Origin of the sequence: Bradyrhizobium campsiandrae (assembly GCF_014529705.1) — a bacterium.
GTDB classification, from domain to species: domain Bacteria; phylum Pseudomonadota; class Alphaproteobacteria; order Rhizobiales; family Xanthobacteraceae; genus Bradyrhizobium; species Bradyrhizobium campsiandrae.
This window is the reverse complement of the sequence record NZ_JAANIH010000010.1, coordinates 63,417-79,964: the sequence shown is the minus strand read 5'-3', so window position 1 is coordinate 79,964 and position 16,548 is coordinate 63,417. Positions and strand designations below refer to the sequence as shown.

Annotated in this window: 11 protein-coding genes and 1 pseudogene; 4 read left to right on the top strand and 8 right to left on the bottom strand. The window is 64.8% G+C overall.

From position 1 onward, the window contains the following. Nucleotides 1–111 precede the first annotated feature (111 nt). On the bottom strand, nucleotides 112–756 hold the full coding sequence (locus G8O24_RS09680) for an NIPSNAP family protein (RefSeq protein WP_188098620.1): 645 nt from the start codon (nucleotides 754–756) through the stop codon (nucleotides 112–114). Between the two features lie 241 nt (nucleotides 757–997). Here G8O24_RS09680 and G8O24_RS09675 point away from each other — a divergent pair, with 241 nt between their 5' ends. The 4 genes from G8O24_RS09675 (at nucleotide 998) to G8O24_RS09660 (ending at nucleotide 5,512) form a co-directional block, all read left to right on the top strand. Further along, a complete protein-coding gene (locus tag G8O24_RS09675) occupies nucleotides 998–1,864 on the top strand; it encodes a LysR family transcriptional regulator (protein ID WP_244645799.1) in 867 nt (288 codons plus the stop codon). A gap of 497 nt (nucleotides 1,865–2,361) precedes the next feature. After that, on the top strand, nucleotides 2,362–3,582 hold the full coding sequence (locus G8O24_RS09670; protein ID WP_024897184.1) for a site-specific integrase: 1,221 nt from the start codon (nucleotides 2,362–2,364) through the stop codon (nucleotides 3,580–3,582). Then, the gene (locus G8O24_RS09665) at nucleotides 3,579–4,523 is read left to right on the top strand and encodes a tyrosine-type recombinase/integrase (protein WP_188098618.1); all 945 of its coding nucleotides are present in this window, start codon (nucleotides 3,579–3,581) and stop codon (nucleotides 4,521–4,523) included. The genes G8O24_RS09670 and G8O24_RS09665 overlap by 4 nt, the downstream gene beginning before the upstream one ends. Continuing rightward, nucleotides 4,520–5,512, top strand: a complete 993-nt coding sequence (locus G8O24_RS09660; protein WP_024897186.1) for a tyrosine-type recombinase/integrase — start codon at nucleotides 4,520–4,522, stop codon at nucleotides 5,510–5,512. Before G8O24_RS09665 ends, G8O24_RS09660 begins: the two co-directional genes overlap by 4 nt. Before the next feature lie 34 nt (nucleotides 5,513–5,546). Here G8O24_RS09660 and G8O24_RS09655 read toward each other — a convergent pair. The 7 genes and pseudogenes from G8O24_RS09655 to G8O24_RS09625 all read right to left on the bottom strand — a co-directional run. Next, a pseudogene (locus G8O24_RS09655) lies at nucleotides 5,547–6,224 on the bottom strand (ArdC family protein); the annotation flags it as partial. A gap of 337 nt (nucleotides 6,225–6,561) precedes the next feature. Beyond that, nucleotides 6,562–7,149: a hypothetical protein gene (locus G8O24_RS09650; protein ID WP_006023694.1), complete on the bottom strand. Its 588-nt coding sequence runs from the start codon at nucleotides 7,147–7,149 to the stop codon at nucleotides 6,562–6,564. Nucleotides 7,150–7,535: 386 nt separating this feature from the next. Next, a complete protein-coding gene (locus G8O24_RS09645; protein WP_191093118.1) occupies nucleotides 7,536–7,907 on the bottom strand; it encodes a hypothetical protein in 372 nt (123 codons plus the stop codon). Continuing rightward, complete coding sequence (locus G8O24_RS09640) at nucleotides 7,865–8,833, bottom strand: DUF7007 domain-containing protein (protein ID WP_244645798.1); 969 nt, start codon at nucleotides 8,831–8,833, stop codon at nucleotides 7,865–7,867. The genes G8O24_RS09645 and G8O24_RS09640 overlap by 43 nt, the downstream gene beginning before the upstream one ends. Continuing rightward, entirely contained in the window at nucleotides 8,830–9,306 is a 477-nt protein-coding gene (locus tag G8O24_RS09635; protein ID WP_188098616.1) for a UCP036055 family protein, read from the bottom strand. Before G8O24_RS09635 ends, G8O24_RS09640 begins: the two co-directional genes overlap by 4 nt. An 84-nt stretch (nucleotides 9,307–9,390) precedes the next feature. After that, complete coding sequence (locus tag G8O24_RS09630; RefSeq protein WP_006023698.1) at nucleotides 9,391–11,064, bottom strand: ParB/RepB/Spo0J family partition protein; 1,674 nt, start codon at nucleotides 11,062–11,064, stop codon at nucleotides 9,391–9,393. 250 nt (nucleotides 11,065–11,314) lie between these two features. Beyond that, nucleotides 11,315–16,414: a helicase-like domain-containing protein gene (locus G8O24_RS09625; protein ID WP_188098614.1), complete on the bottom strand. Its 5,100-nt coding sequence runs from the start codon at nucleotides 16,412–16,414 to the stop codon at nucleotides 11,315–11,317. Nucleotides 16,415–16,548: the final 134 nt, after the last annotated feature.

Here is a 16,548-nt window from a genome sequence, read left to right as displayed (position 1 = left end):
GCGAGCTTCGCTTGCCAGTTCCGGCACGGCCGCTTTGGTGTGAATCTAAATTCAAACAGCAAAGCGCCCGATGGATTGCACCGGGCACTTCTTTCTCAAGTCACCTCGAGATTACTTGGTAGCGAGGATTTCGAAATTGTGGACGTTTGCCGCCACACCGTCGTCCCATCCACCTGAGATCAATTCTGAAGCCTTTTCATTCAGGAGTCCGGCGACTTGTCCGGCAAAGTGCGCTTCGCGGCCAGAGTTGTCGGCAAAGATGTCGAAGATGGCGAAGTTGTTCCCGTCAATCTGCAGCGCCGCCCAGAACAATGTCTTGGGTTCAGTTTCTGCGACGATGGGGCCGGCGGCGGTCAGCAAGGCTGCCAATTCGGGGCCTTTACCTGGAGCAGCTTCGAGCTTGATGTAAGTTGCGGTCGTTGCCGTGTAGAGATCAACCGGCGCCTTTACCGACAGGACATCGGAGTTGTTGATATTCGCGACAACACCGTCGTCCCATCCTCCGTCGACCAGCGCGTCGGCGTTTTGCTTCAAAGCCGCAGCAACCGCTCCTGAGAAGTGAGCGTCGCGTGCTTCTTCATCTGCGAAGATGTCAAAGATTGCGAGCATATCGTCGGCTTGCAGAGCAAACCAGAGTACAGTTCCCGTCTCTGTTTCCCGCACGATAGGTGCGGCACCTGCCAGAAACTCCGCGAAGGCTCCGGTCTGGCCTTCGGCGGCGGGCATGGCGATGTAGCTGGCAGTATGATTTTCCATTGCGTTGTCCTGTGCAGTTGCAGAAGTTGTGAACAGAGCCAGTGCGGCGAATGTCTAAAGGATTTGCGCTTTCATGGTCGTCTCCTGATTTGAAGTGCATCGTGTTTGGTTTCGATGCACTCTTGTCCCATGCTGGGTGCGCCGGGCTCCAATTCCGAAATTCTATTCTTTGATAGACGTGGACTATCGAACTTGTTTTGATGGCCTGAAATGAGATGTGACGGAGAATGTGGCGATGGAAATGAACCAGATCAGGTATTTTCTCGCCGTCTGCGAGCACCGAAACTTCACCCACGCAGCCAGTGCCTCCAATGTCTCCCAACCTTCCTTGACGACTGCGATCAAGAAACTTGAAGACGAGCTTGGAGGTGACCTGTTTGTCAGGGACCGTGCGGGATGCAGGCCTACGTCCCTCGGTAAACTCATGCAGCCAAGGTTGCAGAAGGTTCACGATGAGACGCGACAGGCTAAGGCAGAGGCGGTCCGTCATATGCGCTTGGAGCGGGTTCCAATCTCTGTCGGTGTCGGCGAAACGATTGGCCACAACAGGATTTCGGCAGCTATGGAGCGTACTCGTACGCGATTGCCGCAAGCCGAAATCGAATTGATCGTTGCGTCAACCTCCGAGCTTCTTGCCGGGTTACGAGATGGTGAATTTGACGTTGTAGTCACCGCAGAGAAGGTCAGTGAAGACCTCTATCGTATAGACCATCTCTATGAAGAGGACTACAAGGTCGTGGTGTCAAAGTCGCATCCGTTGGCTGAACTAAATGCGATCTCTCTTTCGGCTCTTGCTAAAACTGACATGCTTGACCGCCTAAATTGCGAAATGCGGGATGTTTTGCATGGAACCTGCGCGGATCATGGTCACGAACTCTACGCGGCCTATCGGTCAAATCGCGTGGATTGGTTAGTTGAACTTGCTCGGCAAGGGTCAGGTGCGGTGATCCTGCCAGCCACCGCTATTCCTTCGGACATGGGCCTGGTGTCGAAACCCATCGATGGCCTTGAAATATCAAGAACTGTTTTGGCCCTTCGATATCGGCACCAAACGACGAGACCAGAGACAAATGATCTGATCCGTGAGATGACGCGCACGCTGGCGTAGTGAGGTCGGTAATCGACATTCGCCCATCGTGCAGCATTCGTCACTTTGGGCTCAGACCAGACTTTCGCGGCATCACGCTCGAACGTCCGTTCTACTTTTCTTCGAGATCTCGCCCGCAATCCGCCACTTAGCGCTGGAGAAATTGCGCCAGATTGCGGTGAAGGTCACAGCGAACCACACCCATTGTGTGCGGTGATAGTCGTCGGTGACGAGGCCGTACTCTTCAAGAAGCCACCGCGCCGCGTGAGGCGACCTTCGGCGCGGGTAACAGTGGGTGGGTTCTTTTCAATCTTGAAGAGCCGCTTGATTTCCCTGATGACCTCTTCAGCAGACGGCCCCGACTTTGCCGTCGGGTGGAAGTGAATGAACGGCAGGTTTCGGGCGCCGAACGCGGCGCTCCGAACGCCGACAATGGGGTCGGAAGCTGTCGCAAAATATGGTCGAAAGATATGTCTTTGTCGTGAAGGTTGTCGCTCCAACAACATGGAGCGCAAGAAATGGAAATATCAGATCAGACTACCTCCCTTGATCCCTACTTCGCGTCGTTCGAGGACAGTCTTTCTGCAAAGAACTACAAACCCGATACCCTGGCGAATTACCGATACCTGCTTCGCCGCTTCGGGCGATTGCTCGAAACCGAGGGCATTGCACCCTCGGCGTTGACGCCAGAACTTGCCGTCGAACTAGGGCGACGGTTGCCGGTCACACCAAAAAGCCAGATCAAGGTTCCCAATCTTGCCAGGCTGTTTGTCGCGCATCTGATTGAGATCGGGGTGGCGACACGGCCACCGTTGACACCTGCGCAGGCCGAACGTGCAGAGTTGCTGAGCAATTTTGAAACCTATCTTCTGCAGCAGCGCGGCCTCAGCCCGCGAACGATTTATCATGTGCTGCGGTTCGCGGATCGCTTCCTCGATCATCGCTTTGGTGACAATATGCTCGATCTTCCGGCGATGAACATCCGGGATGTCGTGGCGTTCATGGAGCACCTGCTCGCGCGCAAGCACCCGTTCCGCGACAAGACGCCGGCCACGCATCTGCGCAGCTTCTTCCAGTATCTGTTCGCACAGGGCCTGACGACGACCAACCTGTCGCTCAGCGTGCCTAGGACGCATAAGCCCTGGGGCGCCAGGCTTCCGCGTCATCTGTCTCCCGATGAGGTGGAGGCAGTTCTGGCCTCGGTACGGGTCAATCCGCGGCGCGGCGCCCGCGACTACGCAATGCTGATGCTGATGGCCCGCCTCGGCTTGCGCGCACCGGAGGTCATCGCGATGCAGCTTGATGACGTGGACTGGCGGGCCGGCGAGTTGCTGGTCCGTGGAAAAGGCCAGCGTCATGATCGGTTGCCAATCCCGCCCGACGTCGGCGAAGCCATCATCGGCTATTTGCAGCAGGAGCGAACGTCAACGACCACGCGCACGCTGTTCGTGACGCACCGAGCGCCAAACCGCCCATTCAAGGACAGCCAGGTCATAAACGACATCTTGAAGGAAGCGTTCGCGGCGACGGGCGTGAAGCCGCCGACGCCCTATGTGGGCTCGCATGTTCTGCGCCACAGCCTAGCGACGAATATGGTGCGCTCCGGCGCATCGCTTGAGGAAATCGGCGATCTGCTACGGCATCGGTCGCGGGCGACGACGATGATCTACGCGAAACTCGACACGGATGGCCTACGCTCCATCGCCCAATCTTGGCCCGTCGCGGAGGAGGCACGATGAGCTTCCTTGCCGAACTTGACCGCTACGTGACTCTCAGAAGCGTCCTCGGCGCCGATCTGAGTACCGATGCACGGATACTCCGTCGCTTCGCCACCTTCGCCGACCGCGATGGCGCGCAGCACGTGAACACCAATCTGGTCATGCGCTGGCTCGAGAGCCTGCCATCCGCCAGTCCCGGAACCCGGGCAACACGCTTCAGGGTGGCCCGTCAATTTGCGGAATGGTTGCATGGCATTGATCCGAGGCACGAGGCTCCACCCCGAGGATTGGTGCCTGGCCGCCTTCAACGCGTGCATCCATATATTTATAGCGAAGCTGAAATCGTTGCGATCATCGATCAGGCGCGGACGTTACCATCGGTCTACGGCCTGCGTGGCCTGACCTGCTCGACGCTCTTCGGGCTGATCGCCGTGACCGGACTTCGGATCAGCGAAGCTCTCGGTCTCGATCCTGCTGACCTGGAGGTTGAATCCGGCATTCTTCACGTCCGGCAGGGCAAACTCGGCAAGGAGCGATTGCTGCCGCTGGATCATAGCGTCGTGCAACGGCTCGAAAGCTACGGCCGCGAGCGGGACCGGCTGCTCGGGCGCAGGCCGGGAGCATTCTTCGTGACCTGCGAGGGGCATCGTCTTGGCGATTGCAGCGCCCGCTACAACTTCGCGCATGTGTGCCAGCAGATTGGGCTACGAGAGCCGCAGCTTTATCTTCGACATGGCCGTGGGCCGCGCATTCACGATCTTCGCCACACCTTCGCGGTGCGGACCATGCTGAACTGGTACCGGTCGGGCAAAGATGTCAGCCGCGAGATGATCAAGCTCACGACATGGCTGGGTCATGCAAGCCCTGCCAATACCTATTGGTATCTGGAAGCGGTCCCGGAACTGCTGGAACTGGCTTCGTCCCGAATGACTGGCGTGGCGGCGGAGGCGGGAATCCGATGAAGGCGACCAACTTCCCCGCGCTGATCCAACGCTTCTTCACCGACCGGCTCTCTACGCAAATGGAGGCGAGCCGCCACACCGTCGCTGGCTACCGGGACACATTCCGGTTGCTGATCCGGTATGCGAGTTCCAGGTGCGGGAAGCCGCCGACGAAGCTCACGATCGAGGATCTCGACGCCGATCTCGTTGCCGACTTCCTGACCCATGTGGAAACGGCGCGCGGCAACACGGCGCGCACCCGCAATACACGCCTTGCCGCGATCCGATCATTCTTCCGCTACGTCGCAATGACCGATCCGAGCTGGCTTCTTCATTGCCAGCGTATTCTCTCGATGCCGAACAAGCGGTATGTGAAGCGAAGCGTGACGTTCCTTGACGCTCAAGAGATCGCGGCGCTGCTCGCAGCACCAAATCGAACGATATGGGTGGGACGCCGTGATCACGCTCTGTTGCTGCTTGCGCTTCAGACCGGATTGCGAGCGTCAGAACTGATCAATCTGCGCTGCAAGGACGTGGTTCTTGGGACTGGCGCCTACATCCGCTGCATCGGAAAGGGGCGGAAAGAACGCAGCACTCCTCTTCGTCGCGATACAGCTAAGCTGATTCAGGGCTGGATAGGCGAACGCCGTAACAGCGATGGGCCATTGTTCCCGTCGATCCGGGGCGAGCGGCTCAGTCGCGATGCGTTGGAACACCTGGTGCGCAAGCATTGCCTAGCAGCATCACGAGTTTGCCCGAGCCTCGCAGGCAAGCGCGTCACGCCGCACACGTTGCGGCACAGCACGGCGATGGAATTGCTGCATCATGGTGTCGACCAATCCGTGATCGCTCTATGGCTTGGGCACGAATCCGTGGAAACAACCCAGATCTATATCCACGCCGACATGCGGCTGAAGGAAAAGGCGCTCGCGCAGGTTGCCAGCCCAGAAACGCATACCGGGCGTTATCGCCCAAGCGATGAGCTGCTCGCTTTCCTCGAAACGCTCTGATTATGCCGAACTGCCGCATGGCCGACAGCAGACGCAACGGCCGCCGAACTCGGCCATGCGGCATAATCCAGCTTACGGCATAATGCACCGTCTCATGAGCCAGCGTGGCGTAGTAGCTTTCCGGGTCGCGGAACGAGTCGAAGGGCGGCATCTGAATGAGATCGAGCGATGGCGCGAAGAACGCTTTGTCGCCGCCGTGCCGGATGACGGCGCCGGTGTTGGCAAAGAATGCGTCGGCATGGGCGATGCGCTGCGCCGGCGCTGCGGGCGCCGCCGGCCGGGCGTAGAAGTGCTCCGGCAGGCCCTCGATCTGGTCGACGCAAAACACGGCGTAGGCGCGCAGAAACGGAATCGCGCGCTCCACCTCGTCGCCATGCTCGTCGGTCTCCGTTCTCGTGAACCGATTGGCGTAGACGACGGTCGTGCCGGTCTCACCCTTCCGGACATTGCCGCCGAGCTCGAGGGCCTGCTTGAACGTCATCCAGATCGGCGAGGCGAAGCCGCGCGCCACGGCCTCCGACCAGAGCAGTACGACATTGATGCCCTGATAGGGCAGGCCGTTGTGGCGCAGGGGCCGCGTGATGCGTCCGCCGCCGTTCGCGGCGCTCCACGGCTGAATCCACGGGCGAACACCGCGTTCCAGGTCGGCGACGATGCGATCTGTGATCCGCGCATAGGCGTCGACGCGGGACTTTGTTTCCTTACCAGTCATGATTCGAACCTCCGTTGGAGGCCGCGCCCATCGCGGCCCGTCACGGCGGTCCGCCGCGGAGGCCCGCACGGCCGCGCATCCGGTTGAGGTTCATGAGCGAGATGACTGGCGACGCGCCGGACCGGAACGTCAGTGGAGGACGGCCACGCCGTTGCGCTGCCGCGCAGGCCGGAGCATGGACCGAAAGCCGAGACGGGCGGCGATGGCCGCCCGCATTTCTCCTTTCCGCCCTTCTTTTCGCGTCCGCGCTGCGCGACATGAAAAAAGCCGGTCCCGAAGGACCGGCCGGAATTGGTCGGAGAGGAAGAAAGGCGGGGCCGAAGCCCCGCCGGCGGCATCACTCGAATGCCGCCATCTGGACCTCGGCCGCCTTGCGGCTGACGGTCTCGCCGGGATGCTCGGGCTGACGCTCGAACGGCTTCCAGCTCTCGCCGACGACGTGCTCGTAAGCGGCGATCGCGCCTTCGGCCGCCATGCGCAGGGCGTGCGCCTGCACCCCGACTTCGGCGGCGAACTCGCGCTTGCGCTGGGCCGCGGAGTCGAAGCCGACGGGTCCGTCGAGGTCCTCGTCGCGGGCGTCGTTGGCCAATCGCGCCGTCGCCTCGCGGGCGTCGGTCACGGCCCGGCTGTAGAACTGCCCGGCGCCGTGGGCGGAGCCGACATAGGAGCCGACGATTCGCTGCAGGTGGATCTGCATGGCGCGTTCGCTGAGGCCCTCGCCGAGCACGTCCGCAGTCTCGGTGATGAGCCGCTGATGCAGATCGCGGATGCCGTCACTGTCGAGGATGGTGAGACCGAAGCTCTCGGCGATGCGGGTGGCCTGCGCTGCGTCGGGGCAGACGAGCCGGATCATTTCGACCGTGGTGCCGCGGCGAAGCTGGACAACGCGGGCGCTGGGGCGGGATGCGCGAGCGGTCTTGGTCATGGGAGTGTCCTTTCCTGGTTGCGCCGTCGGGGTCGATCCGGCCCCTGCCGGACCCCCTTCGGGTGCGGTCGCCCGGCGCCGCCGGCACGAGGGCCGCTTCAAGACCCGGAAGCCGCCAGGCGAGCGAGGTCCGGTTGCGGACAAGCGGGGCTCCAGCCCTGCGCAGGCCGCGGCCGGGCCTTGTCGAGATTGGCGGGCTCCGGCCGCTTGCGGCTTGGTCTTGAAGCGGACCGCCGGGGGCGCAGACCGCAGCAAACCCGAGGGGCGGGCCGACAGGGTGCGGGCCGGGTTGGCGATGCCGGAAAGGATGGACCTGGCCACGCCGATCACCACGCTCACGACACGCCGTGCCGCTTGCATGCGCATGGCGATGACGCGCGATGCGGCTAGATCAGCCCGCCGCGCTGCTCTCCCGGCCGACAAGCGCGCCTGCCATCCTCGACAGCGGCGGCGTCTGCCGGCTGTGCCGGCCTTGACCCGCATGGCCCGGCGCCGCAGCGTTCACGCAATGCCTCGATCGCCGCATCCTGCCGGGCGAGCTTGCGCGACAGGGCGTCGATCTCGGGCTGGCGCTCGGCCGTGATGGCGGCGAGGTTCGAGCGGTAGCGCTCGAGGAACGCGCTCGGATCGGCGGGCTTGCCGTGGCGATATGCGGCACGCTTGCGACCGAGCTGTGGAATCAGCGCCGTCATGCGACGGATGATCTGCCGGTCGATCATGTCGAGCTGGCGCTGCGTCTGGCGGCGCGCCTCTTCCATGCGCGAGAGCTGCGCGATGCGTTGCGGGGAAGCTGTGATCGCGCCCTCCCCTGCCAGCCGATGAAGCTCGACGGGCCGGAATGGACCGGATGACGCGCCTCATCGACGACGAAGCCGAAGCGTCCGACCTGGTACTCGCCGGACGGCACGAGGAAGCGCCGTTCCTCGGTGCCCGCACCGCGGCGGCCGCCGGGCGTGGCGACGACTTCGACAAAGCCCGGCTGCTGATCCGATGTAATCGCCGATACGACGATCCAGTCGTCGGCGTGCCGCTGCTCGAAGGCGCGGCGATCCTTTTCAAGAGACTCGCCGGGCTGAAGGATCGTGCCGAAGATCGCTTCCCAGGCGTCCGGCCAGCTATCCTTGATCGTGCGCTCGGCGCAGCGCCGCTCATAGCTGGTGAAGAGATGCGGGAAGGTGAGCGCGACGATCGCCCAGCCTGCATCTTCCTCGTACCAGCCGCCGCGCGACCGCAGCATGGAATGGACCTTGCGATTGCGCTCGGCCGAGAGGTGGAAGCCGCCATGACCGGCGGTCGAATGGCAGACGACACCCTCGGCATAGAGGGCCGCGCCCTGCGAGCGGCCCCACGGCGTATTCGCCGTGGAGCCGATCTCGCGGCGGCCGAGCGCGCGCTTCTCGCGCTGATGCTCCGCGTTTTCCGCGACCTTGCAGCGGAACGCCACCTCGTCGGCGAGCTCGCCGGCATGACCGTAAAAGTCGGATCGCTTCCATTCGGCCATCGGCCGGCCGATGCGCCAGCCGGTGGCGAGATAGTGCCGGCCATCGCGCGCCGGCAGCATGGCGAAGGCGGTGTCGGCGACACAGGCGACGAGAATGCCCTCTGCTGTGCGGCCGAACGCGATCGGCGGAAATGCGGTCGCAGAATCCGCGATCATCGTGGTGGAGGGTGCGGTCGTGCTCATGCGGCCGTCCTCCCCTCCACGACGGCGGCGGCAACCTCGTCGGCCGAGATCTCGCGCAGCACAGCGTTCGGGTAGCCATGCCGCGTCAGCCACTCCTGCGCGTCGCCGCGATGGCTGGCGAGATAGACCAGCTCGCCGTCGTCGCCCCGCCGGTCGAGCACCTGGACCGAACCGACCTTCGGTCGTTCGGTGACGACGACCTTCAGACTGCTGTCGACCGAAAACGTCCGGTGGACACGGAGCACCACGACGCCGGCGCTGCCATAGTCGCCTGCATGCAAGGTGATGCTTGCGCCGATGACCGTATTGCCGGCCCGGCGCTCGGCCTGCTTGCGGATGAGGCGACCAGCGCTGTTGTTGTTCTCCCAGGCGGAGAACTTCCTGCGATGGCGTTCCGGCGGGCGCGGCGCGCCGTCGGAGAAGCGAATGATCGAGCCAAGCGGCGCGAGGTCATAAATCAACTGTGCGGACATGATGTCCTCCTTTGCGGATGGTGGAAATGAAGCCGCCGGCATGGGCCGGCGGCGGCGGTCGTTCGGGAGAGAAGAAGGTCGGCGCTATTCCGCGGCTTCGCGGAAGGCCTCGTCGTCAGCGGCTTCGCCGCCATCCTCGCTGTCTTCGATCGGCTCGTCGGACTCGTCGTCTTCGGCGACGGCGTTCGACGCGATCCAGCTCAGGAGCGCGGTCCTGTCCGGGGCGAACAACGCGGCCGGATGGACGAAGCGGCCCTCCTTGAAGTGCTCGACCAGGGCGGCCCGCGTGTCCTTCACCTTCTGGCGCGGCAGGACCGGCGTATCCTTGCACGAGCCCTCCAGCGCGACGCGCGACAGACACGACAGGAAGTCGTCACTGCCCATATTCGGCAGGAAGTTGTCGGCGCCGACGACATCGCCGGCGACGCGCGCGACGATGCCGCTGTCGGTACGGTTCTCCCGGCACGACAGCACCTCGGCGAGGATCGACCGTGCCGCGACGCGGAGCGCGTCGTTGTCGAGCACGAGCTGACCTTCCTGATCGAACAGGTTCACCGCATGGCGAGCGATCCGGCGATTGCCGTAATAGGTCCCGGCGCTGGCGGACGCGACGGAGACGTTCTGACCGGCGAAGGCGAGGATCAGCAGCGCCATCAGCGCATCGTCCTCGATCGGCGCACGGGCGAGCGCCTCATGCAGCGCGTCGGTGCGGAAGTCGCCGATCATCTCGACGCCCTTGCGCGTCACGTCCGGACGCGGCTTCGAGATCGCGCCGGTCTCATCCGCCGCATCAGTGCCGGCGGACGCGCCCTTGCCCTTCGGCTTCTTCGCCGTGGGCATGCGGTAATGCACCGTCTGCACGCGGCCGTCGCGGTCGAGATACATGGCCGTGCAATCGCTCTTCGACGGCTTGCCATAGACGCGCTCGGCCTTCGGCGGCAGCTTCACCTCGCCATAGTTCGTCGCCTCGGCGATGATGCCCTTCTTCGGCAGGTTCGCCGCCATCCACTCCTGCTGCGCGCCGAGGAAGGCCTCGACGTCCGTCGTGTAGCGGCTATCCTCATCGGCCGGCGCGAACAGGTCCTCGACCCACTGGATGCCGTAGGCCTGGGCGAGGTCGTCGCCGAAGCTCGCATGACGTGCGTACATGCGGGCCTTGGTCAGCGCCTGCGCGACGCTCCACCACGACACCTGCGGATCGGCCTTGAACGGCTTGTGTTTCTTCCAGACTTCCTTCTGCTCGTCGGGCGAGGCCGCCGCGATCGTGCGGAGCTGACGCTCGTCGGGCATGTCGCCCTTGGCCATATGATCGAGCATCGCCGGCAGCACATTCGCGAGCAGGCGGAGCTTCCTGACCTGCCGCACCGGCAGCGTGAGGGCGACGCCGATCGCCTCTTCCGTCCAGCCGAGCGCAACAAGGCGTTCGATCGCGCGCCACTGATCGACCGGGTTCAGCGGCTCGCGCGCGATGTTCTCGACAAAGGAGCGCATGGCGCCGTTGTCGTTCGCGGCGTCATCGACGAGCACGTCGATTTCCTCGAGGCCCGCGGCGATGGCGAGGCGCACGCGGCGCCGGCCGGCGTTGATGAGGAAGCCGTTGCCGCCATCGGCCTGCTGCGACACGACGGGCGGCTGCACGATGCCGACGGCCTTGATCGAGGCCAGCAACAGCGCGTCGGCCTGCGGCGTCGACTTGGTCTGGCGCGAATGGTCGGGATTCTCGACGAGCGCGCGCGGATCGACTTTCAAGAGATACATGGGATGCTCCTTTTCGGGGTTGGCGGACCGCGCCTCGCGGCCCTTCCTCGTCTTCTTTCCGAAGACACCCCCCGGCCCGCGGAGCGGTCGGGCCGGCACAACTGCGGCCGAGCAGCCCTGCCCGGCCGGACGAGCGGGGCTAACAGCCCTGCGAAGGACGACGGGCCGGGCTCGCGCAGGCGGCGGTTGAGCTCAAGCGTTGCCGGCCTGGCCGATCTGCGAGCGGGCCTTTCTCATCACCTTTTCATCTTCATGCCGCGGCGGCCTGTTCGCGGCCTCCCTCAACATCGCTCGCCAGGGCTTCCTCCACCTCCGCCAATTGCCGGCGCTTTTCTGCCAGCTCAACGGCGAAGGCGAAATTGCCGTTGTCGCGCGACTGGTAAGAGGCGAGCCTGCGGCGGGCGTCGGCGAGGCGCTGGCGGTAGCGCTCGCGTTCACCTTCAAAATCGTCGAGCGCATGCTCGAGACGCGAGATCGCGCCGAGCGGCGTCACCGTGACCGGAAGCTCGATCTCGTATTCCGATCCGGTGCGGAGCAGCATGGTGCCGTAGCGATAGCCGTCGCGGCCGAAGCGCTCGCCGGAATATTCGAGATCGAAGCCGCCGATCGATGCGATGATGCTCTCGCCCTCCTGCTGAAGCTGGACGAGGGTCAGGATTTCCTTCATCAGCGCGCGGCCGGCCTCCTTGCGCTCGACATGGCGCTTGCCGGCGATTATCGCCGCGAAGGCCTCGCCGCTCGTCGGTGTGAGGCGCTCAATATCCTCGCCGATCTCGGCGATGCGCCGCATGCAGAACTCGATGTCACGCTCGGCGTCGCGGAGCTGGCGGCGCACCGCATGCTGGTCGTCGATGTGGGCGGCGCGGAGCCGTTCGAGCCGCGCGATGTCGGCTTCGAGTCCGGCCTTGAGCATCAGACGCTGGTCGCCCGATGCGATCGCCTTCGCCATCGCGAACTGGTTGGCCTGGCCTTCGCCGAGGTCCTCCAGACGGCGGATCGAGGTGTCGCCCGACAGCGCGGCCGCGATGAAGCGGGCCTTGCGCTCATTGTTCTGCCACATCGTGGCATCGAGTGAGCCTTCGGTCGCATAGGCGAAGATGTCGATGACGTCGTGCTGATTGCCCTGGCGCTCGATCCGCCCCTCGCGCTGGGCGATCTGCGAGGGGAGCCAGGGCACGTCGAGGTGATGCAGTGCCTTCAGGCGGAGCTGCGCGTTGACGCCGGTGCCCATCGTGTCGGAGGAGCCGATCAGGAAGCGGACCTTGCCGGCGCGCACGTCGCCGAACAGGCGCTGCTTCGCCTCCGACTTCTTGTAGTCCTGCATGAAGGCGATTTCGCCTGGCGGCACGCCCATGCGGACGAGCTCGTCCCTGATCCAGCGATAGGCCGAGAATCCGCGACTCTTCTCCACGGAGATCGTCCCGAGATCGGCGAAGATCATCTGCGCGGCGCCGGGCAGCTCATAGGGCTTGCCGTCGGCACGCACGTAGGCGTCAGCGGCCGTTTCGTGCCAGATGCGCAGCGCGTTGCCGATCATCAGGTTCAGCTTGTTGTCCGCCTCGTCGTCGTTGTCCGGGTCGACCAGGCGAAGGTCGATCGCGGCATGGCGGCCGTCGGTGATGACGGAGAGCAAGATGTCGTCGCCCGGCTCCGGCGGACGGTCGCGCATCTCGATCGCCTTGATGCGCGCATCGAGCTGGAGCTGGTAGCGCTTGAACGCCGGCGTCGGCTTCGCCGTCACGATCTGGCGCTTGCCGGTCGAGATCGCCGGAATCTTCACGTAACGGCGCAGGTCCTCCGGCATCACCACGTCGGCGAAGGACCGGAACATGGCGATCAGCTCGGGGACGTTGACGAAAGTCGCGAAGCGCGTGACCGGCTTATATCTACCGGAGGGCTGAAGCTCGAGCTCGGTCGAGACGTCGCCGAAGGTCGAGGCCCAGGCGTCGAACTCGTGCAAGCCGCGCTCGCGGAGGGCGGCGTAGCCGAGATAGCGCTGCACCGAATACATTTCGCCGAGCGTGTTCGTGATCGGCGTGCCCGACGCAAGCACAAGCGCGCGGCCGGGATTTTTCGTCTCGATGAAGCGGGACTTCACATAGAGGTCCCAGGCGCGCTGCGAGCCGTTGGGATCGACGCCCTTCAGCGTCGACATATTCGTGGCGAAGGACAGCTTGCGGAATTCCTGCGCCTCGTCGACGATGATCTGGTCGACGCCGATCTCCGAGATGGTGAGGAGATCGTCCTTGCGCGTGGCGAGCGACTCCAGGCGCTCCTTCAACCCCTCCTTCAGCCGCTCGAGACGCTTGCGCGAGACGCGGTCATCGCTCTCGACCTTGGTCAGCAGTGTCTCGTAGAGCTCCAGCTCGTCCTGGATCATCTGCTGCTCGAAAGCCGACGGCACGCCGATGAAGCGAAAGGCCGAGTGCGTGATGATGATCGCGTCCCAGGTCGCGGTCGCCGCCCGCGACAAGAATCTGGCGCGCTTATCCTTGCTGAAGTTGGTCTCGTCGGCGACGAGGATGCGGGCGTTCGGATAGAGCGCCAGAAATTCGCGCGCGGCCTGCGCCAGGCAATGGCCGGGCACGACGAGCATCGCCTTAGCGATCAGGCCGAGCCGGCGCTGCTCCATGATGGCGGCCGCCATCGTCATGGTCTTGCCGGCGCCGACGGCGTGGGCGAGGTAGGTCGCGCCCGCGGCGATGATGCGCCAGATGCCGCGCTTCTGATGATCGTAGAGGACGAAGGCGCCGGATGCGCCCGGCAGCTTCAGATGCGAGCCGTCGAAGGCGCGCGGCACAATGTTGTTGAAGCGATCATTATAGACCCGCGCCAGCCGATCCGTGCGATCCGGATCGCTCCAGATCCAGGTCTGGAACGCGGTCTTGATCTTCTGAAGCTTCTCCTTCGCCGCCTCGGTGTCGACGACGTTGAGGACGCGGCGCTCGCTGTCGCCGTCTCTGATCGTGTCGAAGATCTGCGGCACGGACGAATTGAGCGCGTCGGAGAGAAGCTGGCCGGCGTGCCGCCGGTCGGTGCCCCATTCCGACGTGCCGGCGGCGATCCAGCCGAGCTGGCGGGCCTCGACCGTCCACGACGCCAGTTCCGGCGTGTGGTGGATCTTGATGTCCGCGCCCATCGTCTCCTTGACGAAGGCCATGATGTCGTCGGCCGGAATCCACGGCGCGCCGAGCCGCGCCGTGATGTCCGAGGGCCGAAGATCGGCAGGCTGCACATCGCGCAGCGCCGCGACATTGCGCTCATAGGCCGGATCGAGAGCCGCCGCGGCCTCGGCCGCGACGAGCTTCGAGCGGACCGCGCCGGAGAGATAGGCGTCGGCGCTCTGCCAGGAGCCGTCCGACGGATCGCGGAAGATGGCGCTGCCGAGCTCGGCAATCACGTCCTCGACATCGCGATGCAGCAGCTCCGCGATATGGTCGGGATCGACATGGCCGCGCTCGTTGAGCACGACGGCCAGCGCATCGACCGCGCTGGTGATGACGGGCGGCGCCGGCGGCGCGATCACGCGCTCGGTGAAGATCGGGCCCGGCCGCGCCGTATCGGATTCGAGGTCGTAGTCCTCGATCGACGCCACGAGCCAACAATCGGGATCGTCGAGAAAGGGCTGCAGATTGGGACGGCGATGCGTCTCGCGGACCTCGCCCGTTTCCGGGTCCTCCGTCGTGGAGACGACGGTCGCGTTGATCGGGCCGAAGCTGCGCACGAAATTCGACCAGGCGATCCGCAGCCTGACCTGCGCGTCCCTCCACGGCCGGTCGAGCTCCTGGCACTTCAGAACCTCTCGCACGGCCTCGCGGATCAGGATCAGCTTGCTGATGATGCGGACGTGCTTTTCCGGAACGCCCTCGGCGCTGCGGCCCTTGCGCACCGCGACGGCGACGGGACCGCCGTCGAGGACCTGCATCAGGCCGTGCCGATTATCGAGGAGGTAGCTTCCCTCCCGCGCCGTAAGACCCGTAGCGCCTGTCGTCTGCGTGGACGACACCTCGTCTTCCGCCTCGAAGTCGATCGGCTCCGGCTCGCCGTCATAGAGAGCGGCGGGAAGGCGAGCGACCGCGGCGGGGAGCGCGGTCGCGAGGTCGTCGCCTTCATTCGGCATACAGGTGTAGGTCTCGCCGAAGGGGCCGGAGGTCAGCGCATGTGCGCCGAGCACCATGTCGGGATGGCTGGCGAACCAGCGATTGACGCGAATGGCGCCCTCGTCCGCAGTCGCGTCGCGCACCTCCTCGAGATCGAGCCAGGACAGGTCGCCTTCGGCTTCGCCATGCTTGCGCCGGCGAAAGAACAGGATGTCGACCACGACGTCGGTGCCTGCGTCGGCGCGGAAGCTGCCTTCGGGCAGCCGGACCGCACCGACGAGATCGGCGTGCTTCGCGATCTCGTCGCGCGCGCCGGCATCGGCCTTGTCCATCGTGCCATGCGACGTGACGAAGGCTGCGAGAGCGCCCGGCTTCAGCAGCCGGATCGCCTTGACGATGAAGTAATCGTGGAGTCGCAGGCCGAGCGAGCGTAGCGCGCGATCCGAGCGCACGGTTCGATCGGAGAAGGGCGGGTTGCCGATGACAAGATCGAACCGCGGCGGCAGCTCCGTGCGCGTGAAGTCGCCGGTGACGATGCGAGCGCGCGGCTGCAGGAGCCGGGCGATGCGCGCCGTGACGGGATCGAGCTCGACGCCGGTGACATGGCTAACGTCGCGCAGCGCCTCCGGCATGAGCGCGGGAAACAGGCCGTTGCCGATGCCGGGCTCGAGCACGCGGCCGCCGCGCCAGCCGAGCCGCTGCACGCCCGCCCAGATGGCGCGGACGATGAACTCGGGAGTGAAATGGGCGTATTGCGTGCAGCGCGCCAGCGAGGCGTAATCGGCATCGTCGACGGCGTCCTGCAACTCGGCGCCGATCTCGTCCCAGCCTTTCGTGAAGCCGGTCTCGCCCGGGCGGCGGAAGACGCCATTGGCGAGCTCAGAGGCGCCGAAGCCAGTGAAGCGTATCAGCCGTTCCTGCTCGTCGCGCGTAGCGGGCCGTTCATCGGCCTCGATCTCTGCAGCGAGCCGCACGGCCGCGATGCTGTCGCGGGCGCGCTGCTTCCAGCCCCTGGCCAGGCCGCGGTCGCCGGCGAGATGAAAATTGGCGCCCCGCTTGCGTGAACCGGGTCGAGCGGGCCGCGCCGATGCGGCCGCCGGCGCCGCGGGGGACGGCGGCGGCGGCGGATCATCGTCGGGATCGTCATCGCCGGTGATGTCGGCAGCGAAGGCGGTGACGCCGAGGCCGAGGCCCGACGAAAGCGCCGTGTTTCCGAAGAGGTCGAGGGTGAAAGGGTCGTCCTGCGCCATTGGGAAAGTCCTTCTGCTGGGCGCGCGCGACCGCGCCGCCGCCGCGGAGGGCGGCGGACGGCACGGCGTTGCGGGATTGACGGGAGAGCCGGCGCGATCGGCCGGCTGCGGAAATGCGAAGCCCGGCATGCGGC

Excerpts from the sequence above, each read along its gene's own strand:
- G8O24_RS09680 (WP_188098620.1), bottom strand. The coding sequence starts at position 756 with ATGGAAAATCATACTGCCAGCTACATCGCCATGCCCGCCGCCGAAGGC.
- G8O24_RS09675 (WP_244645799.1), top strand. The coding sequence starts at position 998 with ATGAACCAGATCAGGTATTTTCTCGCCGTCTGCGAGCACCGAAACTTC.
- G8O24_RS09670 (WP_024897184.1), top strand. The coding sequence starts at position 2,362 with ATGGAAATATCAGATCAGACTACCTCCCTTGATCCCTACTTCGCGTCG.
- G8O24_RS09665 (WP_188098618.1), top strand. The coding sequence starts at position 3,579 with ATGAGCTTCCTTGCCGAACTTGACCGCTACGTGACTCTCAGAAGCGTC.
- G8O24_RS09660 (WP_024897186.1), top strand. The coding sequence starts at position 4,520 with ATGAAGGCGACCAACTTCCCCGCGCTGATCCAACGCTTCTTCACCGAC.
- G8O24_RS09650 (WP_006023694.1), bottom strand. The coding sequence starts at position 7,149 with ATGACCAAGACCGCTCGCGCATCCCGCCCCAGCGCCCGCGTTGTCCAG.
- G8O24_RS09645 (WP_191093118.1), bottom strand. The coding sequence starts at position 7,907 with ATGGAAGAGGCGCGCCGCCAGACGCAGCGCCAGCTCGACATGATCGAC.
- G8O24_RS09640 (WP_244645798.1), bottom strand. The coding sequence starts at position 8,833 with ATGAGCACGACCGCACCCTCCACCACGATGATCGCGGATTCTGCGACC.
- G8O24_RS09635 (WP_188098616.1), bottom strand. The coding sequence starts at position 9,306 with ATGTCCGCACAGTTGATTTATGACCTCGCGCCGCTTGGCTCGATCATT.
- G8O24_RS09630 (WP_006023698.1), bottom strand. The coding sequence starts at position 11,064 with ATGTATCTCTTGAAAGTCGATCCGCGCGCGCTCGTCGAGAATCCCGAC.
- G8O24_RS09625 (WP_188098614.1), bottom strand. The coding sequence starts at position 16,414 with ATGGCGCAGGACGACCCTTTCACCCTCGACCTCTTCGGAAACACGGCG.